At 72.1% G+C, this 24,003-nt stretch carries 14 protein-coding genes, 1 tRNA gene and 1 riboswitch; of the genes, 8 read left to right on the top strand and 7 right to left on the bottom strand.

Annotated elements, in window-relative coordinates; all coding sequences use genetic code 11:
* The gene (locus tag ACOKM3_RS20925) at positions 1–2,289 is read right to left on the bottom strand and encodes an ATP-binding protein (protein ID WP_426902555.1); all 2,289 of its coding nucleotides are present in this window, start codon (positions 2,287–2,289) and stop codon (positions 1–3) included.
* A gap of 337 nt (positions 2,290–2,626) precedes the next feature.
* Between ACOKM3_RS20925 and ACOKM3_RS20920 the strand changes: the two genes are divergently transcribed.
* The 5 genes from ACOKM3_RS20920 (at position 2,627) to ACOKM3_RS20900 (ending at position 7,851) form a co-directional block, all read left to right on the top strand.
* Complete coding sequence (locus tag ACOKM3_RS20920; protein WP_426902553.1) at positions 2,627–3,850, top strand: alginate lyase family protein; 1,224 nt, start codon at positions 2,627–2,629, stop codon at positions 3,848–3,850.
* A 62-nt stretch (positions 3,851–3,912) separates the two neighbouring features.
* Positions 3,913–3,986, top strand: a tRNA-Met gene (locus ACOKM3_RS20915).
* A 275-nt stretch (positions 3,987–4,261) separates the two neighbouring features.
* The gene (locus tag ACOKM3_RS20910; RefSeq protein ID WP_426902551.1) at positions 4,262–5,317 is read left to right on the top strand and encodes a PP2C family protein-serine/threonine phosphatase; all 1,056 of its coding nucleotides are present in this window, start codon (positions 4,262–4,264) and stop codon (positions 5,315–5,317) included.
* A gap of 243 nt (positions 5,318–5,560) precedes the next feature.
* Positions 5,561–5,708: riboswitch (cyclic di-AMP (ydaO/yuaA leader) on the top strand.
* Between the two features lie 11 nt (positions 5,709–5,719).
* Positions 5,720–6,772: a M23 family metallopeptidase gene (locus ACOKM3_RS20905; RefSeq protein WP_426902549.1), complete on the top strand. Its 1,053-nt coding sequence runs from the start codon at positions 5,720–5,722 to the stop codon at positions 6,770–6,772.
* A 125-nt stretch (positions 6,773–6,897) separates the two neighbouring features.
* On the top strand, positions 6,898–7,851 hold the full coding sequence (locus ACOKM3_RS20900) for an aldo/keto reductase (protein ID WP_426902547.1): 954 nt from the start codon (positions 6,898–6,900) through the stop codon (positions 7,849–7,851).
* 8 nt (positions 7,852–7,859) lie between these two features.
* Here ACOKM3_RS20900 and ACOKM3_RS20895 read toward each other — a convergent pair whose 3' ends face one another.
* The 4 genes from ACOKM3_RS20895 to ACOKM3_RS20880 form a co-directional block, all read right to left on the bottom strand.
* Positions 7,860–9,206, bottom strand: coding sequence for a PrsW family intramembrane metalloprotease (locus tag ACOKM3_RS20895; protein WP_426902546.1), 1,347 nt, complete (start codon positions 9,204–9,206; stop codon positions 7,860–7,862).
* A gap of 85 nt (positions 9,207–9,291) precedes the next feature.
* Positions 9,292–10,059 (bottom strand): tRNA (guanosine(46)-N7)-methyltransferase TrmB, encoded by a 768-nt coding sequence (trmB, locus tag ACOKM3_RS20890; RefSeq protein ID WP_426902544.1) that lies wholly within the window; start codon positions 10,057–10,059, stop codon positions 9,292–9,294.
* Positions 10,060–10,199: 140 nt separating this feature from the next.
* A complete protein-coding gene (gene lhgO / locus ACOKM3_RS20885) occupies positions 10,200–11,432 on the bottom strand; it encodes an L-2-hydroxyglutarate oxidase (RefSeq protein WP_426906856.1) in 1,233 nt (410 codons plus the stop codon).
* A gap of 93 nt (positions 11,433–11,525) precedes the next feature.
* Positions 11,526–12,947, bottom strand: a complete 1,422-nt coding sequence (locus ACOKM3_RS20880) for an MFS transporter (protein ID WP_426902542.1) — start codon at positions 12,945–12,947, stop codon at positions 11,526–11,528.
* Between the two features lie 618 nt (positions 12,948–13,565).
* Between ACOKM3_RS20880 and ACOKM3_RS20875 the strand changes: the two genes are divergently transcribed.
* Complete coding sequence (locus ACOKM3_RS20875) at positions 13,566–15,659, top strand: asparagine synthase-related protein (protein ID WP_426902540.1); 2,094 nt, start codon at positions 13,566–13,568, stop codon at positions 15,657–15,659.
* Between the two features lie 137 nt (positions 15,660–15,796).
* On the top strand, positions 15,797–19,096 hold the full coding sequence (locus ACOKM3_RS20870; RefSeq protein WP_426902538.1) for an ATP-binding protein: 3,300 nt from the start codon (positions 15,797–15,799) through the stop codon (positions 19,094–19,096).
* A gap of 10 nt (positions 19,097–19,106) precedes the next feature.
* On the opposite strand, the gene ACOKM3_RS20865 is transcribed toward ACOKM3_RS20870, so the two are convergent.
* Both ACOKM3_RS20865 and ACOKM3_RS20860 read right to left on the bottom strand, forming a co-directional pair.
* Positions 19,107–21,020: a sigma-70 family RNA polymerase sigma factor gene (locus ACOKM3_RS20865; protein ID WP_426902536.1), complete on the bottom strand. Its 1,914-nt coding sequence runs from the start codon at positions 21,018–21,020 to the stop codon at positions 19,107–19,109.
* A gap of 239 nt (positions 21,021–21,259) precedes the next feature.
* Positions 21,260–22,033, bottom strand: a complete 774-nt coding sequence (locus tag ACOKM3_RS20860; protein WP_426902534.1) for a TetR/AcrR family transcriptional regulator — start codon at positions 22,031–22,033, stop codon at positions 21,260–21,262.
* Between the two features lie 376 nt (positions 22,034–22,409).
* Here ACOKM3_RS20860 and ACOKM3_RS20855 point away from each other — a divergent pair, with 376 nt between their 5' ends.
* Positions 22,410–23,867, top strand: a complete 1,458-nt coding sequence (locus tag ACOKM3_RS20855) for an NAD(P)/FAD-dependent oxidoreductase (RefSeq protein WP_371591149.1) — start codon at positions 22,410–22,412, stop codon at positions 23,865–23,867.
* The last annotated feature ends 136 nt before the right edge of the window (positions 23,868–24,003 follow it).

The raw sequence follows: 24,003 nt of genomic DNA, 5'->3' as shown, positions 1-24,003 counted from the left end.
TCAGGGGTTGGTGGCCTCGCGGGTGGTCTCGCCCACCAGGCTGGCGATCTGGGCCCGGGAGGAGAAGCCGAGCTTGGTCAGGATGTGTTCGACGTGCGCGTCGGCGGTGCGCTTGGAGATGACGAGGCGCTGCGCGATCTGCCGGTTCGACAGGCCCTCGGCGACCAGCGTGGCGACCTCCCGCTCCCGGCGGGTCAGCACGCCCAGCGGTGTGACCTGCTCGTCGGGCTCGGGGATGGCGACGGGCGGCTCGTCGCCGGTGGCGCGGGCGATCACCTGGTCCAGCGGCGCGGTGGCGCCGCCGCGGAACGCCGCGTCGTACGCGGTCTCGCCGAGGACCTGCCTGGCCTTCCGCTCGGCCGCGTACTGGAATTCCTGGAGCATGCTCACGCCGAACATCGGCACGGCACCGCACCTGCGGTAGAGGCCGGCGACGGCGCCCAGCAGCCAGGCCGCCCGCACGCAGTGCTCCGGCTCCTCGGCGGCGATCCAGGCCAGCGGTTCCAGGCAGTGCGCGATGCAGAGGTAGTCCTCCAGGTCGTACTTGCAGCGGGCACCGACGCGGGCGAGCCGCGCGCACTCCTCGTGGTCGCCCATCAGCCACAGGGCGACCGCCTTGTGGCAGGCGGCCCAGCCCCGGTTCCAGCGCTCCTCCGGGCCGGCCATGGACAGCGTGACGTCGTAGTTGTCGCAGGCGGCTTGCAGGTCGCCCAGCAGCATGTGCAGGAAGCCCAGGTGGTACCCGTACATGAGGATGCCGACCTGGTCGTCGAGTTCGCGCAGCGTGACGTGCGCGGCCTCGTACAGCTCCACCGCCGCCTCGGGCCGGCCCATCGCCATGTGGACGCAGCCCAGGATGGCCCGCGCGTGCGCGTGCAGCCGCTCGTCCCCGAGCTGTACGGCGATGTCGCAGGCCTCCTCCAGCATCCGCGGCAGCTCCGGGGAGTGGTCGCCCTGGATGGCGGCGTACCAGCCGGCGTACCGCAGGGCCATGGAGCGCTCGGCGACCGGTTCGGGTACGAGTTCGAGCCCCTTGTGCAGCCAGTACCGGCCCTCCGACAGGCGTGAGGCGCAGAACCAGTACGCCCACAGCGTCGTGGCGAGCGTCAGGCCGGTGTGGGCCTCCCGCGGCGAGGAGTAGGAGAACTCCAGCGCCACCCGCAGGTTCGCGCGCTCGCGCAGCAGCCGGTGGAAGCGCGGCATCTGTTCGTCGCCGGACCATTCGGCCTCGAACCACCGGGCCAGCTCCAGGTAGTGGTCGCGGTGGCGCACCTGCACGGCGTGCCCGTCGGCGCACTCGGCCAACTGCTCCGCCCCGTACTCGCGCAGGGTGTCGAGCAGCCGGTAGCGGACGCCGTCCGCGTCGTCGGCCCGCAGGACCACCGACTTGTCGACGAGCCCGATCAGCTGCTCGACGACCTCGTCGGCGGGCAGCGCTTCGTCGGCGCAGACGTCCTCCACGGACGGCAGGTCGAAGTCGCCCGCGAAGACCGAGAGCCGGGCCCACAGCAGCCGTTCCTGCGGAGAGCACAGATCGTGGCTCCAGTCGATGGCCGTCCGCAGGGTCTTGTGCCGCGGCAGGGCCACCTTGCTGCCGCCGGTGAGCACGCGGAACCGGCTGCTGAGGCGGTCCACGATCTGTTCGAGGGACAGGGCGCGCAGCCGCACCGCCGCCAGCTCGATGGCCAGCGGGATCCCGTCGAGCCGCCGGCACAGGGCGGCGACGGCCCCGCGGTTGCCGTCGTTCAGCGCGAACCCGGGCACCACGGCCGAGGCGCGGTCGGCGAAGAGCCGCATGGCGTCGGTGGTGGTGGGCTGCCCGTCCTGTGCGGAGGGCACGGCCAGCGGCATGAGGGGGAACGTGTGCTCACCGGGTACGTCGAGGGGTTCGCGGCTGGTCGCCAGGATCCGCACCGAGGGCGCGCTGCGCAGCAGGACGTCGGCGAGCATCCCGCAGGCGTCCACGATGTGCTCGCAGGTGTCGAGCACCAGCAGCAGCTCCTGGTCCTCCAGGTGGTCCACGAGGACGTCGAGCTGCGAGCGGTTCGGCTGTTCCGGCAGGCCGAGCGCGGCCGACACCGAGTGCGCCAGCAGGTCTGGGTCCTTCAGGGAGGACAGCGGCACCATGCAGACGCCGTCGTCGAGTGCTCCTGCCAGCTGGGCGGCGACGCGCAGCGCCGTCCTGGTCTTGCCGACACCGCCGGGCCCGAGAAAGGTCACCAGGCGGACCCTGCCCAGGAGTTGGGTGGCCGCCCCGATCTCCTTGGACCGGCCGACGAAGCTCGTCACCTCGATCGGAAGATCACCTGGGCGCCGCTCAGCATTCACTGCGATCGCCTCTTCCCGGTGAACAGGTCGGCAGGGAGGAGCAGCACCGTAGTCGGCGCGGCCCGGCACCGGCTCCCGTAGTCCGAAAGAGTCCGGAAGAGTCCGAAAGAGTCAGAAGAAGTTCGAAGACCCCAAGAAGGGTGCAAGAAGGGCACAAGAGGAGTGCAAGAGGAGCGAGGAAGGCGACACGTGGCCCGAGCGAGGGAGGCCGCACGCGCCCCCTTCCCGACCGGCGCAACAGATCCTGCGGACATCGCCCGCACGCGTCAGGCTGCCAATGATCCGACCGGAGGTGTTCATGGCAGCGGGCGCACGGACGCGACGCGTTCTTCTGGGGAGCCTCGTCCCCTTCCTTGTGGTGGCCGCGACGGCGTGCGGCGGGACCACACGGACCGACTCCGACGTGGGCGCGCACCCCGAACACCGGCCCTCCGGCGGCCCCTTCGCGCACCCGGGCGTCCTGGTCGGCAAGGGCCAACTGGCCGCGGTCCGCGACCACGTGGCCCGTAAACAGGAGCCGTGGATCTCCGCGTACAAGGAGATGAGCGACAGCAAGTACGCCGACCTCGACTACAAGGCCAAGCCGTACGCGACCGTGGAGTGCCCCTTCGACGCCGAGGCGGGACAGGGCTGCGTCGAGGAGCGCGAGGACGCCATCGCCGCCTATACGCAGGCCCTGCTGTGGAACATCACCCGCGACAGGGCGCACGCCGCCAAGGCCGTCGAGATCATGGACGCCTGGTCGGACAAGGTCACCGGGCACACCGCGGACAACGCGGGGCTTCAGGCCGCCTGGGCCGGCGCCTCCTGGGCGAAGGCCGGCGAGCTGATGCAGTACACGTACAAGGACTGGCCGGACGGGCAGGAGCTGAAGTTCCAGCGAATGCTGCGCGAGGCCTATCTGCCCGAAGTGCGGGGCGGCTCCGCCGACTTCAACGGCAACTGGGACCTGGTGATGGCCGACGCGACGATGAGCATGGGCGTCTACCTGAACGACCAGCGCGCCTTCGACCAGGCCGTCGGGCACTTCCGCAACCGCGTCCCCGCGTACTTCTATCTGTCCTCCGACGGGCCGCTCCCGGTGAAACCGAAGGGCAGCGACATCAACACTCCGAAGGAACTTCAGACGTACTGGTTCGGGCAGAAGACCTTCAAGGACGGGCTCGCCCAGGAGACCTGCCGCAACTTCAAGCACGCCAGCTACTCCCTCGCCGCCACCTCCCACATGGCGGAGACCGCCTGGCACCAGGGCGTCGACCTGTACGGGGAGGTGAAGGACCGGCTCGCCGCCGCGCTCGAACTGCACTCCAAGTACCAGCTGGGCACCAAGGCCCCGTCCTGGCTGTGCGGCGGGAAGGTGCAGCGGGACATGGGCCCCGACACGGAGGTGGGCCTTCAGCACCTGAAGGGACGGCTGAAGATGGACCTCCCGCAGACCGAGAAGCTCACCCGCAAGCAGCGACCCGAGGGAACGGACGACCTGTTCGTGGCGTGGGAGACGCTCACACACGCCGCCGCGTGAGCCGTCACGCGAAGCGATTCGCGTTCACTCCCCCTGATGGCGTAGAGTTGTGAACACAACGGCGCGGGGTGGAGCAGCTCGGTAGCTCGCTGGGCTCATAACCCAGAGGTCGCAGGTTCAAATCCTGTCCCCGCTACTGAAGACCGAGGCCGGAATCTCATCGAGATTCCGGCCTCGGTTTTTTTGTGCCGCGATGCCGTCGCGGCGCCCCGTGTCGCCCCTGTGCCGCCGGTGTTGCGCACGTCACTTTCCCCACCCGTACGGCCCACTCCTGCTCGCCCCCGCGTCCCCGTGCAGGAACTCTTGGTGAGACGCCGGAAGCTGGCAGGGAACGGCAGGAGACAAGTGGTGGGGCAGCGAACAGGAGGTACCGGCGGGAGACGGAGGCGGCACGGCTCAGAGAACGTGAGCGTGCGGCTCTTCCTGCGGCTGCTGCCCCTGCTGCTCGTCATCGGCGGCGCGATCTACGAGTACGTCACTCCCAGCGGTTTCCCCGGCGCCCCCTTGTTCAGCGCGGCGCCGCTGGTGGCCGCCCCGTTCTTCTCGCTCCGCGCGACGATGCTGGTCGGCGTCGTGTCGATCGGCGCGATCGTCGCCGTGCACCTGCGTTTCACGGGGCACCTCGACTCGGTGTTCGTCACCGAGATCGCCACCGTGGCCACCGTCTGCCTGCTGGCCTGTCTGCTCAACCGGATCGTCTACCGAAGTTACGAGCAGCTGGCCTCCGCCCGTGAGATCGCGCAGGCCGCGCAGCTGGCGGTGCTGCCCGAACCGGCCCGGCGGCTCGGCGGTTTCGTCATCGCGGCGCGCTACGAGGCGGCGCAGGCCGACGCGTTCATCGGCGGCGATCTGTACGCGGTCCAGGACACCCCGCACGGTATCCGGATCATCGTCGGCGACGTGCGCGGCAAGGGGATGGGCGCGGTCGCCGCGGTCGCCGTCGTCATCGGCGCGTTCCGGGAGGCCGCCGAGCAGGAGGGTTCCCTGGAAGCGGTCGCCCAGCGTCTTGAGCGGGCCCTGGCACGCGAGGGCACCCGGCGCAGCGGCATCGACGACTTCGAGGGCTTCACCACCGCGGTGCTCGCCGAGATCCCGCACGGCGTCGAGCTCGTCCGCGTCCTCAACCGGGGCCACCCCAGCCCCCTGTTACTGCTCGGCGACGGCACCGTACGCGCACTCGATCCGTGCCAGGCGGCGCTGCCGCTCGGCATGAGCGAACTCGGCAGCTGGCCCGACCGGGCCGTCGAGGCGGCGTTCCCGTCCGCGGCCACGCTGTTGCTCTACACCGACGGGCTCTCCGAGGCGCGCGACCCGAGCGGCCGCTTCTACGATCCGGCGGCCCGGCTCTCCGGACGCGTCTTCCCGGGGCCCGAGGAACTCCTCGCGTCCCTCGCCGCGGAGGTGCGCGCGCACACCGGTGACGGGACGAAGGACGACATGGCGCTGCTCGCCGTGCGACGCGGCTGAGTTCCTTGATCGTTATTACCAGAGGTAGTCGAACGGCGTCGCTCCGCATAACAATTGACGCACCATCAGTTGCATGGACGTTTGCGGAGTGCGATCAACTCGCCCGATTCCGCCCACTCCTGTCCCGATAAGTCCTGGCCAGAGTCGTGAACGATCAGTGGGAAGCGCTTGGAATTACTGTCTGCTGTCTATTAACGTTCGATAACGCAGCGCGGTCGTCCCAGCCGTCACAAGAGACGGCTCCGTGCGCACACGCTCAATCCCGCAAGGGAACCGGGGAACCACCAACTTGGGGTGAATCGGACGCTGTTCCTGTCCAAGGAGGCGTCCGTAGGAGACCTTCCTGCTCCGAACCCGTCAGCTAACCCGGTAGGCGAGAAGGAAGGAAAGGAGAGCGCCCCCGTGGCGTCGAACCGGCCTGCCCCCGACTTCTTCTACGGCCCCGAAGACGACTTCGGCGTCGAGCAGGAGACCTGGGAGGAGTGGAACCCCACCGAGGAGTCCGTCGCTCCCGTCCGCGGCAGGCATCGCGTAGCCCGCCGCCGTGGTGGATTCGCTCGCAGCTCCACTGTTCTCGGCGTCGGCGTGGTCGCCGCCGTCGGTGCGGGCGGCATCGCCACCGCACAGGGCGGCAAGCCGCCGGTCCACATCTCCATGCCCGACCTGTCGGCGGTCAAGGACTCGCTGCCCGAGGCCAAGTCGCTGCCGGGCGTGGGCTCGCTGATATCCGACGGCTCGGACTCCGATTCCGACTCCGGCGCCACGGCCTCCCCGCTGAGCGGCGCCGGTATCACCCAGGCCGAGGCCGCCGACGGGCAGACCGGCGCCGGCGAGGCGCTGCGGGCCCGCATCATGCAGCAGGCCGAGACGCAGCAGGACGCGGCCGACGCCACCGCGAAGCAGGCCGCCGAGGAGGCCGCCGCCAAGCAGGCGGCAGCCGAGGCCGCCGCCAAGCAGGACGCGGCCAGGGCCAAGGAACTCGCCGACAAGAAGAAGGCCGAGGCGGAGGCCCGCCGCAAGGCCGAGGAAGAGCGCCTCGCCAAGCTCGCCAAGAGCTTCAAGCTCCCGGTCGCCTCGTACACGCTCTCCGGCACCTTCGGTCAGCCCGGCTCCATGTGGTCCTCCGGCTACCACACGGGCCTCGACTTCGCGGCCTCCACCGGTACGCCGATCCGCGCCGTCCACGGCGGCACGATCACGGAGGCCGGCTGGGCGGGCGCGTACGGCTACCGCACGATCCTCACCCTCGACGACGGCACCGAGCTGTGGTTCTGCCACCAGTCCTCGCTCAACGTCAGCGCGGGCCAGAAGGTCTCGACGGGCGATGTCATCGGCCGCGTGGGCGCCACGGGCAATGTCACCGGGCCGCACCTCCACCTGGAGGTCCACCCCGACGGGCAGTCCACCGGGGTCGACCCGGCGACCTGGCTGCGCGGCAAGGGCCTCACCCCCTGAGCGACTGAACCCCGGCGGTCCTGGCGCACACCCCCCGACGTCAGGGCTGCCGGTTTGCCCATTCTTGGGGCGGTTTCCGGTGCGATCCCGGAATACCGTATTCCGTACGGGTGTTGGGTAGGGGCATGACTTCCTCTCGCTCTCTGCGCAAGCTCGGCACCTCCGACCTCGAGGTCTTCCCGCTGTCCCTCGGGGGCAACGTGTTCGGCTGGACCGCCGACGAAGCCACGTCCTTCGAGGTGCTCGACGCGTACGTCGCCGCGGGCGGCAACTTCATCGACACCGCCGATGTGTACTCGGCGTGGGTGGACGGCAACCGGGGCGGTGAGTCGGAGACCGTCATCGGCAAGTGGCTGGCCTCGCGCGGCCGCCGCGACGACGTCGTCATCGCCACCAAGGGCAGCCAGCACCCCGAGTTCCAGGGCCTGTCCGCCGCCAACATCAAGGCCGCGGCCGACGCCTCCCTGAAGCGCCTGGGCACCGACCACATCGACCTCTACTACACGCACTACGACAAGCCCGAGGTGCCGGTCGAGGAGATCATCGGCGCCCTCGACGAGCTGGTGAAGGCGGGCAAGGTGCGGCACATCGCCGCCTCCAACATCTCCGCCGAGCGCCTCCAGGAATCCCTCGACTTCTCCGACCGCGAGGGCCTCGCCCGCTACGTCGCGCTCCAGCCGCACTACAACCTCGTCTCCCGCGACACGTACGAGGGCGAGCTGCAGGACGTCGCCGCCCGCGCGGGCCTCGGGGCCGTGCCGTACTACGCGCTCGCGTCCGGCTTCCTGACCGGCAAGTACCGGCCGGGACAGCAGGTGGACAGCGCCCGCGCCGCGAAGGCCGGCGCGTACCTGGAGACGGAGCGCGGCCAGAAGGTCCTGACCGCCCTCGACGAGACCGCGCAGGCGCACGACGCCGAGATCGCCACGGTCGCCCTCGCCTGGCTCGCCGCGCAGCCCACGGTGACGGCGCCGATCGCCTCCGCACGCATCGTCGAGCAGCTCCCGGCGCTGCTCGCGGTGGCGGACGTGGAGCTGACGCGGGCGGAGCTCGACCGGCTGACGTCCGCGTCTCAGTAGGCGGCGGCTCAGTAGCGGTACGGGTTGTCGTAGAGGTACGCGGGGCCCTGGGTGTACGCGGGGCCCTGCGCGAGTGGGCCCGCGTACACCGGGGGCAGCCACATCGGCGCTGCGATCTGGGAGCCGTACGCGAGCGCCGGGCGCGCGTAGTCGCGCCGCGCCCACAGCGCTTCAAGGAGGTCCCGCTCCCGTTCGACGAAGTCCGCGCCTGCCTTGCCCCTGCGGCCGCGGTGGCGAAGGAGCGCGAGGGACGTCGCGAAGTCCTCGTACTCGGCGACCGCGGTCGTGGCGGCCCGGCCGCCGTAGTGCGTCGCGAACTCGCGGGCGAGGCGCCGTGCCTTGAGCGAGCCGAGTGCGAACGGCTCGGGCGGGGCGAGCCAGCCCGCGGCGACGTAGGCGGGCAGCTCCTGGCGGATGGTGCGCAGCTCGCGCTGGCGTACGTACACCGAGAGCCAGGTGAGCACGCCGAACACCGGCACCATGAACGCGGCGTACACCGCGAAGAAGCCGTACTCGCCGAACGAGGACGAGCCGTTCCAGAACGCGTGCATGCCCATCGCGGCGAGCAGTCCGGCGAGCGGGAGCAGCATCCGGCGCAGTCGGCCGCGGCCCGGCGCCATGGCGGCCGCGATGCCGAAGCCGATGCCGGTGAGCACGGTGAACAGCGGGTGCGCGAACGGGGACATCACGATGCGCACGAAGAAGGTGGCGGCGGTGACCGAGGTCAGGCCGGCTCCGGTGCCGGAGAGCTGGTCGGTGCCGAAGGCGTTGCCGAGATAGAGGATGTTCTCGGTGAACGCGAAGCCGGTGGCGGTGACCCCGGCGATGACGACGCCGTCGACGATTCCGGTGAAGTCCCGTCTGCGGAACAGGAAGACGAGCAGCACGGCCGCCGCCTTCGCGGACTCCTCGACGATCGGGGCTATGACGGTGGCGCCGAGGGTGTCGGCGCTGGACGGGTCGGCGGTCGCGGTCTCTATCCAGCGGGTCGCGAAGCTGTTGGCGACGATCGCTATCAGTGCCGCCGCGCACGCGCCCCACGCGAACGAGAAGATCAGGTTCCGCCAGGGGCCCGGCTGTACGCGGTCCAGCCAGCGGAACGCGGATATGAGGAGGGGAACGGGCAGCACGGCGAGCCCGAGCCCGACCAGGAACCCCTCCGTGCCGGTCTGCTCGCGTACGAGGGCGAGGATCACGACCCCGGAGACCGCGAGCAGCGCCGCGAGCGCGGTGGCCCGCACGCCCTTCCGCTCCCACCAGCGCGGATGCGGAACCGCACCGTGCGGGACCGCGCCGCTCGGGTGTGCGCCGAGGACGTCGTCCTGCCGGTGCGGATGGACGGGATACGAGGCCACCAATTGACCCTAACGAGGGATGCGGCCCGCCGCGACGGGGCCGAGGGGATCCGGCCCGGGTCCGGCCCTGAATCGGGGAAGGGCCCTATCGGCGCCGGAAGAGCAGGTCGTGGACCACATGGCTCTTGTCCAGGCCCTTGCCCTCGAAGCGGGTGAGCGGGCGGAAGTCGGGGCGGGGCGCGTAGCCGCCGTCCTCGATGGTGTTCTCGTAATCGGGGTGGGCGGTGAGGACCTCGAGCATCTGCTCGGCGTAGTCCTCCCAGTCGGTCGCGCAGTGCACGAGGGCGCCCTGCTTGAGCGGCCCGGCCACCAGGGACAGAAATTCGGCCTGGATCAGTCGCCGCTTGTTGTGGCGCTTCTTGGGCCAGGGATCGGGGAAGTACACCCGCAGCCCGTCGAGGCAGTCGTCCGGGAGCATGTCGCGCAGCAGCACGATCGCGTCCCCGTTCGCCACCCGTACGTTGTCGATCCCGGCGCGCTCCGCCAGGTTCAGCAGATTGCCCTGGCCGGGCGTGTGCACGTCGACCGCGAGGATGCCGGTCGTCGGGTCGTCCTCTGCCATCTGCGCCGTGGCCTCGCCCATGCCGAAGCCGATCTCCAGGACGACGCGCTCGACGCCGGGGAACAGCTCCGCGAGGTCGAGCCTGCGCTGCCCGTCGATGTCCAGGCCCCACTTGGGCCACAGCCGGTGCAGGGCGTCACCCTGCGCGTCGGTGACCCGGCCGCGGCGGGGCTGAAAGCTGCGGATGCGGCGCTCGTAGTGCGACTGCGCGGGGTCGGGCCGGGGCCCGTCGGGAAACCGCGGCTCGTTGGGGCGGGCGGTGGACGCGGGGATTTCAGACGACTCAGACACAGTGGGCTCAATTTTACGGCCACTGTGAGCGCCTGCGATCGACGCTTGAGCAGCCGGTGCGGCAATTCAAGCCCCTGCGGCGTTTGAGCAGCGGGGTCCGGGGCGAAGCCCCGAGGCGTCGACCCCGGTGCCGGCCGAGGTCACACCAGTGCAAGCACGCGCCGCGCAATCTCCCGCCCGATCGGCAGAGACGCCGTCGCCGCCGGCGAGGGCGCGTTCAACACGTGAACCGCCCGCGCCCCCTCCCGTATGAGGAAGTCGTCGACCAACGTCCCGTCCCGCAGCACCGCCTGCGCCCGCACCCCCGCCGCCACCGGCACCATGTCCTCCGCGTCGACCCCGGGCACAAGCCTCCGCACAGCCTTCGTGAACGCCGCCTTCGACAACGACCGGTGGATCTCCCCCGCCCCGTAACGCCAGTGCCGCCCCGCCATCCGCCAGGCCCCCGGCCAGGCCAACGTCCCGCCCACCTCGCGGGGCCGCACGACCCCCCACCCGTACCCCTCACGCGCGAGCGCCGGCACCGCGTTGGGCCCCACATGAACGCCGCCGTCGATCCCCCGCGTCAGATGCACCCCGAGGAACGGGAACGCCGGATCCGGCACGGGGTAGACGAGCCCGCGCACCAGGTCGGGCCGCCCGAGCTCGAAGTACTCGCCGCGGAACGGCACGATCCGCATCTCCGGATCGTCCCCGGTCAGCCGCGCCACCTCGTCGCACCGCAGCCCCGCGCAGTTGACGAGCACCCGCCCGCGCACCACGTCGCCCGCTCTCGTCCGCACGGCGACACCCCGGTCCGGGCGCCGGTCGACCTGCACGACGTCCGCCCCGTACCGGATCTCGGCCCCGGACGCCTCGGCGAACCGCTCGGCGACCGCGCTGTAGTCGACGATCCCCGTCGTCCCCACGTGGATCGCGGCGAGGCCGCGCACCTCCGGCTCGTACTCCTGGATCTGCGCGGGGCCGAGCTCGCGCACCGGAATCCCGTTCTCCCGGCCGCGCTGGACGAGCGCGTGCAGGCGGGGCAGCTCCTCGCGCTCCGTGGCGACGATCAGCTTTCCGGTGACCTCGTGCGGGATCCCGTACTCCGCGCAGAACTTGACCATCTCGGCGGCGCCGCGCACCGCGAACCGCGCCTTGAGCGAGCCGGGCCGGTAGTAGACCCCGCTGTGGATGACCCCGCTGTTCCGCCCCGTCTGGTGCCGGGCCGGGCCTTCTTCCTTCTCGAGGACGACGACCCGCGTCCCCGGCGCCGCCCGCGACACGGCATACGCGGTGGAGAGCCCGACGATCCCCCCGCCGACCACCAGCACGTCCCCGTCATACGCAGCCGCCCCCACGGGCCTCACCTCCACTCCCGACACACCCAGCATCTTGCCCGACCCCACTGACAATTCATGCGGATGGAGGGCAGCGAGAAGCCACCCCCTGCGCGACGCAACGGTTGCACGGCCCCCGGCCCCGGCCTACGCCGGAGCCATCAGCAACGGCCTGGCCCGCTCCCGCAGCTCCACCACCCGCGGCTCGTCCCCGTACGGCTCGAGCCGGTGCAGCAGATCCTTCACGTACTCCGTGGTCCGCGCGGACGAGATCCGCCCGGCCACCTCCAGCGCCCGGGTGCCCTGCTCGCACGCGGCGTCCAGGTTCCCCGACTCCAGCTCCGCCACCGCCGACACCACGAGACGTAAGCCGTGCGAGCGCACGAACTCCTCCGTGGGCTTCGACAGCGCCTGCTCCGTGAAGCGCCGCACCTGACGGGGCGCCTTCAGGTCGCGATAGCACTCGGCCGCGTCCGCCGCGAACCGGTCGTACGAGTAGAAGCCGAGCCACGAAGGGTCGGTGTCGCCGTCCCTGGCCCGCTCGAGCCACCCCTCGGCGGCCCGCAGCGCGCCCCCGGCCGCGTGCCCGTCACCGGTGCGCGCGTGCGCGCGTGCCTCGATGAGCCGGAAGAAGCTCATGGTCCGGGCCGTCGCGAGCCCCCGGTTGCGCTCGATGGCGGCCTGCGCGAGGTCGACGCCCTCGTCGCCGAACCCGCGGTAGGTGGCCTGAAGCGACATGGAGGCGAGGACATAGCCGCCGAGCGGCACGTCCGCCGCCGCGCGCGCGAGCCTGAGCGCCTGGATGTAGTACCGCTGCGCCGCCTCCTGCTGCCCGGTGTCGAACGCCATCCACCCGGCCAGGCGCGTCAGTTCGGCCGCGGCCCCGAACAGGGAGCGCCCCACCTCGTCCGAGTACGAGCCGAGCAGCAGCGGCGCCGCCTCCACCCGCAGGCACTCGGGCACCATCGACGAACGCCAGTCGCCGCCCCCGTACTTGGAGTCCCAGCGCCGCGCGTCCTCGGCCGCCTCACGCAGCTTCTGCACGTCGCTGTGGCCGACCTTCTGCGGCGCCTCCTCCTCCACATGGTGGGCCTCCCGCGCCACCGAGGAGTCGGCCGGGGTTATCAGCCACCGGGACGCCGGCGTCGCGTACGCGCTCACCGCGAACGACCCGGCCAGCGACTGCCAGATCCCGCCGCTGCCCGCCCGCCTCCCGGCGAGGTCGAGCCGGTACAGCTCCGTCGCCGACTTCACCGCCGCCCGTACGTCGCGCGGGAAGGCCAGGCCCACCTCGGGCGCGGGATCCGCGTCGGCCAGGCCGATCTCGTGCAGCGGCACCGGCCGGCCGAGCTTCTGGCCTATCGCGGCGGCGATGAGGTGCGGGGCGGCGCCCTGCGGCACCATGCCCTTCGACACCCAGCGCGCCACCGACGTCTTGTCGTAGCGGAGCGTCAACCCACGTTGTGAACCGAGGTCGTTGACGCGGCGGGCGAGCCCTGCGTTGCTGATTCCCGCGAGGGCGAGAACGGCGCCGAGCTTTTCGTTCGGCCCGCGTTGCTCCCTGGACATGAGCCACCCCTCGACACAGACGGCTGCCGCGCCGGGCACCACACCGACTTTTTCGGCCTGGCATAACCGCGCGGCATTCGTACACCCAGCGTAGTTCGCCGCATCCCAAGCGTTAAGGGTCGTCATTCCGGATGGCGGGATTGTTGTCCGTACTGAAGTACGGCGCAGGCCACGCCGTGTGACCGTGTGCTCCGGGCGTGGTGCCGTGCGCCCGTGCGTGCGCTCTTACCGGGGCCACAGGGCGGCGGTTGCATGGGACCTGCGTGGGTCGGCCCGCTGTACTGGATCCAGCGGGCTGGGGGACACCGCCGCCTACATCCCCGCGGGCGGCGGACCGGTCCGGGAGGCGAACTGCGCCTCCCGGACTGTGCGTTGCGCGCTGTGGCCGAAGCGGGGTGTTCAGCTCCGGCCATCAACGGCCGATTTGGCCGAATCTCGCCCCCGACATCCGAACTGAACCGGGTCGTACCACGGTTCAACCACGGCTCAAAAGGGGCGCATTAGGGGGAGCGTACGTCAATTTTCGCTCGCTCCTTCCCTTCGCCGTGTCCCCTCCTTGAGGCCGCCTTCGTGGCAGCATGGGGAACCCTTGGTTGTCCACAGCCTGTGGAGGCGGCGATGCGCTGGTTGGTGGGGTGGAGCAGTGCCGCCTCCGGGCCCGTTGCCCTCGGTTCCGCGGGTGCCATGGGAACAGAGGGCGAAACGGTACACCCGGTGGGTTCCCAACTCCTGTGGGGCGACCCGGATCCGCTGTGGGCGGTCGGTGACTGGCGCCCCGACGAAGTACGCATCGTGAAGGCCGACGACCACACACGGATCGCGGTCCTCGGCGTGTGCGGCGCCTCCGACGAGCAGCTGAGGGTGGGCCTGTTCGCGGCGCGCGGCGGCGCCCTGCGTCACCTCACGGCCTGGCCCGGCAGCTACACGGCCGTCGTCCAAGCAGGCCGCCGCGTCACGGTGGTGGGCGATCTCGCGGGCGCGCGCCCCGTGTTCCACACCCCCTGGGCGGGCGGCACCGCGTACGCGACGGCGGCGCTCCCGCTCGCCGACCTCATCGAAGCCAACCTGGACGTGGGGCACTTGGCCGCACTCCTCGCGGCGCCCGACGTCCCGGAGGCGCTGCACGACTCGACGCCCTACCAGGGCGTGCACCGCATCCCGCCGGGCCACGCGCTGATCCTGCGCGCCGGGTCCCGCGAGATCGCCGGCTACGAGCCCGTGGCGTCGCTCGCCGTGGGCGCGGGTGCCGTCGACCCCGAGAGCGCCGTGGACGACGTCAGGGACGCCCTCGTGGAGGCGGTACGGACCCGCCTCGCGGCGCCCCGGCACGTGCCCGGCACCGACCTGGACCCCGGACCCGTGCCCGGCATGGGCCCCGCCGAGCGCCGGGCCGCCCGCGGTATGCCCGTGCCCGGCATCGGCGCCGACGTCTCCGGCGGACCGGCGTCCGGCACCCTCGCGCTCCTCGCGGCGGGCCTGCCCGGCATGCCGGGCACGGTCCTCGGGCACGGCACGGGCGCGGGCGAGCGCCTTCTGGCGGTCACCTTCAACGACCGCTCGTCGCGGGCGGACCAGCACGAGTCGGAGCTCGAGAGAGCCGGGGCGCTCGCCGCGAACCCACGCCTCCACCACGTAGTGGTGGCGGCAGGCGAAGAGGCGCTTCCGTACGCCGAGTTGGACGGGCCGCTCACCGACGAGCCGAGCTCGTCCCTCGTCACGGCCGCACGCCACCGCGCGCGCCTCGTCTCCGGCAGCGCCGACCACTTCACCGGCTACGGGGCCCGCCAGGTCCTGGACGCCCATCCGGCGCGCCTGGCCGACCTGTTGATGGACCGGCGCCGGCGCCACATGGTGCGCCCCGTCGCGGCGCTCACGAAGGCGGACGGCTCCCTCGCGGTGCCGGCGCGCGTCTACGGAGCGGCCAGAAAACTCGCCCGTACGCCCTACAAGGCGGGCCTCGAAGGTCTCTCCAGCAGACTTCTTCAGCGCAGTTTCGAGGAGCCGGGCGGCGCCGTCGGGGCCTCGCTCGCCGCTCTCGCGTGGGCCAGACCGGGGCCCGCCGCGCGCTGGCTGACCGGGGAGGCGCTCGCAGAAGTATCGGTTCGCCTCCACGACGGGAAGACCCGTCCGGGCCCTGGGCCCGGCCAGCGCCCCGGAGAGTTCCGGGCCCGCGCGAGCCTCGCCCGGCACGCGGCCGACCTGCGCATCCTCGAACAGGCCGCGGAGGTCCGCTTCCAGCGCCTGCACGCCCCCTTCCTCGACAACCAGGTCGTCCGCGCCTGCCGCGCCCTGCCCGAGGCGCTGCGCGTCCAGCCGGGGGCCCGGGCCGACATCCTGCGCCGGGTCCTCGAAGGCGCGGGCGTCAGCGAACTGCCGCCCGGCTGGGGCGCCCCCTCCCACGCCTCGTCGTCCGCCGCGACCCGCGCCGGGCTCCGCCTCGCCGCGGACCACCTCATCGGGCTCTTCGACACACCCCTGCTCGCACAGACCGGCCTGATCGAGGCCCGCGTGGTCCGCAAGGCCCTGCGCGCAGCGGCCGACGGCGAACCCCTGCCGCTCGACGGCCTGGCGGACCTGGTCGCCCTCGAACTGTGGCTGCGCCGCCTCCTCTCCCGCCGCGGCACCTGCTGGACCGGCACCCCGGCACGCGCGCGTGCGGTGCCGACGGGAAGCGTCGTCCCGGAACGCGCCCTGGGAGCGGGGCCGAGGTAACCGGCCGAGGGCGGCGAGCGGCTGGGCACCAGCGCCGGTAGCTGGCCGACGGCGGCGAGCGGCACCGGTAGCCGTGAAGGCAGCCGCGCCGGGGAAAAGACTGGGACCTCGTGCCACGCAGCGGCGACAATGCCTCAGTGCAGTACAAGATCCTGGGCACCACACAGGCATACGACGACGAGGGCACACCCGTGCCCGTGGGCGGCCCGCGGCTGCGCGCCCTGCTCACGTCCCTGGCCCTGCACACCCCGCACACCGCGCCCACCGACGCGCTCATCGACGACGTCTGGGCCGACGACCCGCCCGCCGACGCCCCGGCCGCCCTCCAGGCGCTGGTCGGCCGGCTCCGCCGCGCGCTCGGCAAGGAGGCCGTCACCTCCGAGGCCGGCGGCTACCGCCTCGCCGCGAGCCGCGGGGACATCGACCTGTACGTCTTCGAGCGCCTGACCCGTGAGGGCGTCGATGCCCTCGCCGCGGACGACCCGGAGACCGCCGCCCGCACGCTGCGGGACGCGCTCGCGCTGTGGCGCGGACCGGCCCTCGCCGACCTCCCCGACCAGGCGGCCGCCACCCGCCACGAGGCCCGCCGTCAGGACGCCACCCGCGCCCGCGTGGAGGCGGACCTGCGCCTCGGCCGCGCCCTCGACCTCGTACCGGAGCTGCGGGAGCTCACCACCGCGTATCCGTACGACGAGTCGCTGCGCGCCCTGCTGATCCGCGCGTTGCGCGATGCGGGGCGCGGGGCGGATGCGCTGGCGGCGTACGAGGAGGCCCGGCGTACGTTGGCCGAGGGTCTTGGGACGGACCCGGGCCCCGAACTGGCGTCCCTGTACGCGGAGTTGCTGACACCTCCCGACCCGACCGCCCACCCGTGGGTGGCGTCTCGGGGCTCTGCCCCGGACCCCGCCGGCTCTCGTCCAACAGCGGGGCTGTATTCGACCGCCCCGCGGCCCCGGAACGGCAATCTCCGGCCACGGCTCAATTCGTTCGTCGGGCGGGAACCCGAACTCGCCGCCATCCGTTCCCACTTGCGAGGAGCACGTCTGGTCACCCTCACGGGCCCGGGCGGTTCCGGCAAGACCCGCCTCGCGGAGGAAGCCGCAGCGCCGCTCCCGCACGCCTGGCTGGTCGAGCTGGCGCCGCTCGACGATCCGCTGGCGGTGCCGGGCGCGGTGGTCAGCGCACTGGACCTGCGTGAGACGGTCCTGATGACGAACGAGTTGTCGGGCCCGCAGACCGATCCGACCAGCCTCCTCGTAGAGCACTGCGCCCACCGCAGCCTGCTCCTGATCCTTGACAACTGTGAACATGTCATCGGCGCAGCGGCCCAGCTCGCCGAGACCCTCCTCACGCGCTGCCCCGGCCTCACGATCCTCGCCACCAGCCGCGAACCCCTCGGCGTCCCGGGGGAGTCCGTGCGCCCCGTCGAGCCGCTGCCTCCGGACCCCGCCCACCGCCTGTTCGCCGAACGGGCCGCCGCGGTCCGCCCCGGCTTCGACCCCAGCCAGGACCGTGCGGCCATCGCCGAGATCTGCCGCCGCCTCGACGGGCTGCCGCTGGCCATCGAGCTGGCCGCGGCCCGCCTCAGACTGCTCACGCCCCGCCAGATCGCGGACCGGCTCGACGACCGCTTCCGCCTGCTGACCGGCGGCAGCCGCACCGTGCTGCCCCGCCAGCAGACCCTCCGCGCGGTCGTCGACTGGTCCTGGGACCTGCTCGACGAGCGGGAGCGCAGCACCCTGTGCGAGCTCTCGGTCTTCGCCGGCGGCTGGGACCTGGAGGCGGCGGAGGCCGTGTGCTCCGCCGGCGAGGTCGCCGACGTCATCGGCTCCCTCCTGGACAAGTCGCTGCTCGTCGCCGCGCCCCACCAGGAGCAGCACGGCGCGGGCATGCGCTACCGGATGCTGGAGACCATCCACGAGTACGCCACGGAGCGTGCCGCGCAGGCACCCGAGCTCCTGGCGGAGGCCGAGCGGCGGCACATCGCCCACCTGCGCGCGCTGGTCGAGGCGGCCGACCCCAAGCTGCGCTCCGCCGAGCAACTCCCGTGGATCCAGCGTCTGGAGGCGGAGCTTGACAACATCCGCGCGGCGCTGACCCGCGTCGCCTCAGGGTCGGGACCCGTGGACCTGGAGTCGGCGATCGCCCTGGCGCTGCACATGGGCTGGTTCTGGTGGCTGCGCAACTACCGCCACGAGGGCTCGAACTGGGTCGAGCGCATCATGAGGCTGCTGCCGGACGGCGTGCTCCCCGAGGACACCGAGGACCCGATGTACTGGCCGCAGATGAACCTGCGGCTGCTCTCCCTGTTCCTCCTCTCGGAGATCTACCCGCACAGGGCCGTCGCCGACGAGGAGCAGCGCGCGTACGCGCTGCGCGTGCAGTCCGTCTTCGCGCCGCCCAACCCGCAGGGAGCCCGCTTCCCCGGCATCATCTGGCCGTTCACGCTGTTCCTGCTCGAAGGCCGCGACGTGCGCGCCGACCTGGACGCCGCCGTCGCCAACTGCCGCCGCTTCGGCGGCGATTGGGAGCTCGGCGTCACCCTGATGTTCCGCGCGCACATGGCGGTCGACATGCCGGGCAACATGAGCGGCGTCGACGACGACCTGGCCGAACTGCGGGGCCTGAGCCGCCGGGTGGGCGACCGCTGGATGCGGGCCCAGGTGTGCAGCGCGGCAGGCGAGGCCGCCATGGGGCGAGGCCTGTACGAGGAGGCCAAGGGCGAGTATGAGGAGGCGCTGCTGCTCGCCTACGAAGTGGGGGCGTACGCCGAGTCGCCCTTCCTCATGGCGCGCCTCGCGGAGATCTCCTTCCGCGCGGGCGACCGGGACGCCGCGCAGAAGACGCTCGACATGGCGACCGCCGAGGCGGAGCGCTACGGGGTGGTGGACACCGCGGCCTTCGCCCGGCTGCTGCGGGCCTACCTCGCCCTGTCGGAGGGTGACGTGGCCACCGCGCGCGAGCACCTGGACGTCTCGCGCGCGGTGGCCGAGGGCGGCACCCCGCCACCGCAGTTCGTCGCGGCCCTCGGCGTGGTCGACGCCCGCGTCACCGCGGCGGAGTCGGGCCCCCGGGCCGGCCTCGGGAAGGTGGTCGGTCTGCTGCGCGACGAGGTCCTGGGGCAGACGGCCGAGTCGGTGACCGCGGACCTCGTCGACGTCGGAGCCGCACTGCACGCGAGCGCGGGCGACGTGGCACGCGCCGTGCGCATCTTCGCGGCGGCCGACGTGATGCGTGCCGGTCTGCCGAGGTCGATGCCGGAGCGCGAGGAGTACGAGGCCGCGGAGTCCCGCGCGCGGGCCGAGCTCGGCGACGCACGGTACGAGGCGGAGCGCGCGGCGGGCGCCGCGCTCACGCACGAGCGGCTCCTGGCGGAGCTGGAGGCCGGCGCCGACACCGATACGGGCGCCGACACCGATACCGATACGGGCGGCTGACGCCGACCGATCAGCTACAGGTGAAGCGGGACTCCGCCCAGTCGGCGACCGCCACCGAGTCGGTCGGGCTGTTCGGTTCGGTCACGAGCCGGATCGACTTCGCCCCGGCCACGTTCACATGCACCGGCACGGCGGGATCACGGCCCTTGACGACGGACGAGCTCCAGGCCCGCGCCCCGTCGACGTAGACGGAGAACCGGACGGCGCCGAGACCGAGCGTCATGTCGTCGACACCGGCAAAGGCGTCGTACGTCGTGCAGCTCCGGTTGAGGTCGATGGTGACGGAGGACCGGGAGTGCACCGACACCCCGTTCGCGTACTGCTTGCCGGCGATCGACATGCCGTAGCGCTGCCACACCCAGCTGCTCTCGCCGAGCCGGATCTCCGGCTGCGAGTCGTCCCCGAGGGTGTCGTACTGCAGCTTGTTCACCTGGTAGACGGTCGGGGCGGGCGGCGGCGGCGGCTTCGGGGTCGGCTTGGGCGGCGTCGGCTTGGGAGCCGGCGGCTTCGGCTTCGGTGGCGTCGGCTTGGGCGTGGGCTTCGGGGTCGGCTTGGGGGAGGGCTTGGGCGGCGTCGGCGTCGGCTTGGGGGCCGGCGGCTTCGGCTTCGGCGCCGGCGGCTTGGGCTCGGGCTTCGGCTTCTTCGGCTCGATCGGCTGTGAGGCGGGCGGCGGCGCCTTCTCGCGGGCCTCCGGCTTCGGCTTCGGGTCGCCGCCCGTGAGCGCCATCGCCAGCGCGACGGCGGTTCCGGCGGCCACGACACCGGCCGCGATCCCCGCCTTCGCGGGGGCACCGAGTCCTTCGGAGGCCGCGCCACCCGCGGCGCCGCCGCTCGTGGAACCGCCGCCCGACGCCGCGGCCGCACCGGCCCCGGCCGCGCCCGCCGCACCCGCGGCGCCACCGCCGATGAACGCCGCGGCCTTCGCGTACCCGGCGGCGCCGAACCAGCCGATGACCGCGATCGGTACGACACCGGGGATGCCGCTGGCGACTTCCTTGATCTGGCCGGCCGCGAGCCGGCACTTGGCGCACTCCTCCATGTGCTTGCGCAGGCCCCGCTCCGCCCGCGTGCGCAGGCTGCCGCGCGCGTAGGCGCCGAGCCGGTCCGCGTAGCGGGCGCACTCCTCGGACTGCGTGAGCGTGCTCGACACATGGGCCTGGAGGTAGGCCTCCTTCAGGCCCTCGCGGGCGCGCTTGGCGAGCACGCGCGTGCCGTTGGCATCGAGCCCGAACAGCGTCGCGACCTCGCTGGGCGACTCCTCCTCGACCTCCGTGTGCCACAGCACGGCCTGCCAGCGCTCGGGCAGCGAGCGGAAGGCCTGCATGGCCATCGACTGCTCCGCCTCGTGCATCGCGAGGACGTCGGCGCCCAGGTCGAGCGTGTCGTCGTCGCTGGCCTCCCGCGAGCGGGCGTCCTGCGTGGCGAACACGGCGAAGTCGTCGACGAGGTGCTCGCGCTTCGCCGACTTCGTCCAGCTCGCGGCCACGCGGCGCACCGTGGTCAGCAGATAGGCGCGCACCGCATGCTCGGGACCGCTGCCGCTGCGCACCGCCTGAAGCGTGCGGGCGAACACCTCGGCCGTGAGGTCGTCGGCGGTGTGCCCGTCGCGGCAGCAGGTGCGGGCGTAGCGGCGCACGGCGGCGGAGTGGCGGCGGTACAGCTCTTCGTAGGCGCTGTCGTCGCCCGCGCGCATGCGGCCGATCAGGTCGGCGTCGGAGGACGGCACCTCGCCGTCGCCGCCGCCGGACGAACCGCTCTCGCGCTGAGGCGGCACCGATGTCTGCAGATCCGGTGCCTGCAGGTCCGGCTGCTCTGCGGGCGTGCGCCCCGGACCGCCCTGGTTCGGCACCTGCCGCGAGGGCGGGCTCCCGGCGCTCGTCCCACCGCCCTCGGGCCGCTGCTCGTCCCGCCCGTCAACACTCATTGCGGAATGCCCCCGACCGCCCACTCTGACCCGATCACCGGGAAAGAGTGCCACACGCAAGGGCCCCCGAAGTGGTTGCTGCACGGCAACCACTCATCCGTGGAGATTTCGCGTGCGCGACCCCTAAGGATCACCCGTTCGGGGAAGCCTCAACCACCGTCCCGTAAACGAGAGTTGACCGCGAGTGACCATGTGGTCGACCCGCGGTCACCCCCTCGGTTCGGTGAGGATCCGACCGGTCACGCCGGCCGTGACCGCAGCCCTTCGAGCAGGATGTCGAGCAGCCGGGCGGAGGCCGCCTCCTGCTGCACCGCGTCCGGAAGCGACGGGGCCGCCGTCGCGATGACCAGCAGCACGTCCGACACGGTGACGTCGGCGCGCAGCTCACCGGCCTCCCGGGCGCGGTCCACGAGCCGGCCCACGACCTCGAGGAGCGCCGCGGCCCCCGTGTCGTCCGCGGGCAGGCCCTCGCCGCCGGCCATCGGCTGCTGCTCGTGCTGCTCGACGAGTCGCAGCTCCGGCGTCGCCGCACGCTGCTCGGGCACGCGCAGTTCGTCGCGCACACCCTCCTCGGAGTCGGCGACCCCGACCCGCAGTACCTGCGGGGGCAGCAACCGGCCCGCCCCCGAGGCGACCGAGGTCCGCAGGAAGCGCGAGAGCGCCGACCACGGTTCGTTCTCCTGACCGAGCGCCGTGCGCGCCTGGTCGGTCAGCCGCGAGGTCTCCTCCTCGGCTATCCGCCGCACCAGTACGTCCTTGCTGGGAAAGCGCCGGTACACCGTGCCCACCCCGACGCGAGCGCGGCGCGCCACGTCTTCCATGGGCGCCCCGTACCCCAGCTCGCCGAAGACCTCCCTAGCCGCACGCAGCACATGCTCAAGATTGCGCTGTGCGTCCACCCGCAGCGGCGTGGAGCGCGAACTGTCGCCCGCCCCCCGTCCGTTGGCCCCCATGGTCGCGCCCGAGGGCGCGACGGCAGAGGCTGAGGTCCAATGAGAGTCCTGAATGTGCATATGTGTTCCCCCGGTAATGACGTCTCCCCCCGGAGACACTCCCCGCCATTGTCTGTCGGAGCCAGAGGAACAGACAGCGGTTTCCGGGACCTCTTCCCGATCCCGTCCGCGTATCCCCCCAGACACCCCGACAAGAGACGAACATAGTTGAGCCGGGAGCAATTCAGAAGAGGCAGGTTCCGCACCGGGCGCCCCTCGAAAGGAGCATGTACGGGATTTCGCCATGACGGCCCCGTCGCCCTCCACCCCGGCCCAGGGCCCCACTTCGGACGCTGACCTGGGAACCTCCCCCGAACGCGGGTCGATCGCCGGGCGGCGAGGGGTACTTCTGGTCGTCATACAAATGGTCGGGGCTGTGGACAAACGCATGGGCCCGATGCGTCATGGGAGGGTGAGGACTGCAATCTTCCGGGGGTCGACCCCCGTGCCCCCGACGTGTACGCGCATTGTTGTAGTCGGCGGCGGTTACGTCGGGATGTACACGGCTCTGCGGCTCCAGAAGAAGCTCAAACCGGAGCTCAAGAGCGGTGCCGTGGAGATCGTTCTGATCACCCCCGACCCGTACATGACCTATCAGCCTTTCCTGCCGGAGGCCGCCGCCGGATCGATCTCGCCGCGCCATGTCGTCGTCGCGCTGCGCCGCGCGCTCGACCTCTGCCAAGTGATCGTCGGCGAGGCGCAGTCCATCGACCACGGCAAGCGCACGGTCACGTACACCACGCTGGCCAGCGAGGAAGAGGGCACGGGCGCCGCCACCCTCACCTACGACGAACTGGTCCTGGCGCCGGGCTCGGTCTCCCGCACGCTCCCCGTCCCCGGGCTCGCCGACTTCGGCATCGGGTTCAAGACCGTCGAGGAGGCCATCGGCCTGCGCAACCACGTCATCGAACAGCTCGACATCGCCTCGTCCACGCGCGACCCGGCGATCCGCGACGCGGCGCTCACCTTCGTCTTCGTAGGAGGCGGGTACGCGGGCGTGGAGGCGCTCGGCGAACTGGAGGACATGGCCCGGTACGCGGCGAAGTACTACCACAACGTCAAGGCCGAGGACCTGAAGTGGATCCTCGTGGAGGCCTCGGACCGGATCCTGCCCGAAGTGGGCCCGGAAATGGGCCAGTACACGATCCGCGAACTGCGCGGCCGCAACATCGACGTACGCCTGGAGACCCGGCTCGAATCCTGCGAGCACCGCGTAGCGGTGCTCAGCGACGGCTCGCGCTTCCCCACCCGCACGGTCGTGTGGACGGCAGGCGTCAAGCCGAGTCCGCTGCTCGCCGCCACGGACCTGCCGCTGAACGAACGCGGGCGCCTCAAGTGCACCGCCACGCTCGCCGTCGACGGCGCCCCGCACGCGTGGGGAGCCGGCGACGCCGCCGCCGTCCCGGACATCACCGCGCCCGGCAAGGAGTGCGCGCCCAACGCCCAGCACGCGGTACGCCAGGCCCGGACCCTCGGCGACAACATCGCGGCCTCCGTACACGGCGAACCGCTCACCGACTACGAGCACGCGTACGCCGGTTCGGTGGCCTCCCTCGGCCTCCACAAAGGCGTCGCACACGTCTACGGCCGCAAACTGAAGGGCTACCCTGCCTGGTTCATGCACCGCGTCTACCACCTCAGCAGGGTGCCCACCGTGAACCGCAAGGCCCGCGTCCTGACCGAATGGACGCTCTCCGGCCTGTTCAAGCGAGAGATCGTCTCGCTGGGCTCGCTGGAACAGCCCCGCGCCGAGTTCGAACTCGCGGCCGGAGCGGTCCCTCCTACGGACCCATCTGGAGGACCCTCCCGCGACACCCCGCAAGGGCCTCCGGAAAATCCGAAGGGGTCGCCCTGAGCGCGCTGTTGACGCCCCCGACGCAGCACTGGTGACCGGAGCGCGGAACTCCCGCCCGCGGACCGGCGTCTGACGATTGTCAGTACGGTCGGCCAGACTGGTCCACGACCCTGGGCGGGCCCCTCGCCCGCCCTCG

Source organism: Streptomyces nidicola (assembly GCF_050106155.1).
GTDB lineage: Bacteria > Actinomycetota > Actinomycetes > Streptomycetales > Streptomycetaceae > Streptomyces.
Note: the sequence above shows the minus strand (reverse complement) of the source record. Positions and strands in the feature narration are given on the sequence as shown.

Excerpts from the sequence above, each read along its gene's own strand:
- ACOKM3_RS20920 (WP_426902553.1), top strand. The coding sequence starts at position 2,627 with ATGGCAGCGGGCGCACGGACGCGACGCGTTCTTCTGGGGAGCCTCGTC.
- ACOKM3_RS20900 (WP_426902547.1), top strand. The coding sequence starts at position 6,898 with ATGACTTCCTCTCGCTCTCTGCGCAAGCTCGGCACCTCCGACCTCGAG.
- lhgO (WP_426906856.1), bottom strand. The coding sequence starts at position 11,432 with ATGCTGGGTGTGTCGGGAGTGGAGGTGAGGCCCGTGGGGGCGGCTGCG.
- ACOKM3_RS20880 (WP_426902542.1), bottom strand. The coding sequence starts at position 12,947 with ATGTCCAGGGAGCAACGCGGGCCGAACGAAAAGCTCGGCGCCGTTCTC.
- ACOKM3_RS20875 (WP_426902540.1), top strand. The coding sequence starts at position 13,566 with ATGCGCTGGTTGGTGGGGTGGAGCAGTGCCGCCTCCGGGCCCGTTGCC.
- ACOKM3_RS20865 (WP_426902536.1), bottom strand. The coding sequence starts at position 21,020 with ATGAGTGTTGACGGGCGGGACGAGCAGCGGCCCGAGGGCGGTGGGACG.
- ACOKM3_RS20860 (WP_426902534.1), bottom strand. The coding sequence starts at position 22,033 with ATGCACATTCAGGACTCTCATTGGACCTCAGCCTCTGCCGTCGCGCCC.
- ACOKM3_RS20855 (WP_371591149.1), top strand. The coding sequence starts at position 22,410 with ATGCGTCATGGGAGGGTGAGGACTGCAATCTTCCGGGGGTCGACCCCC.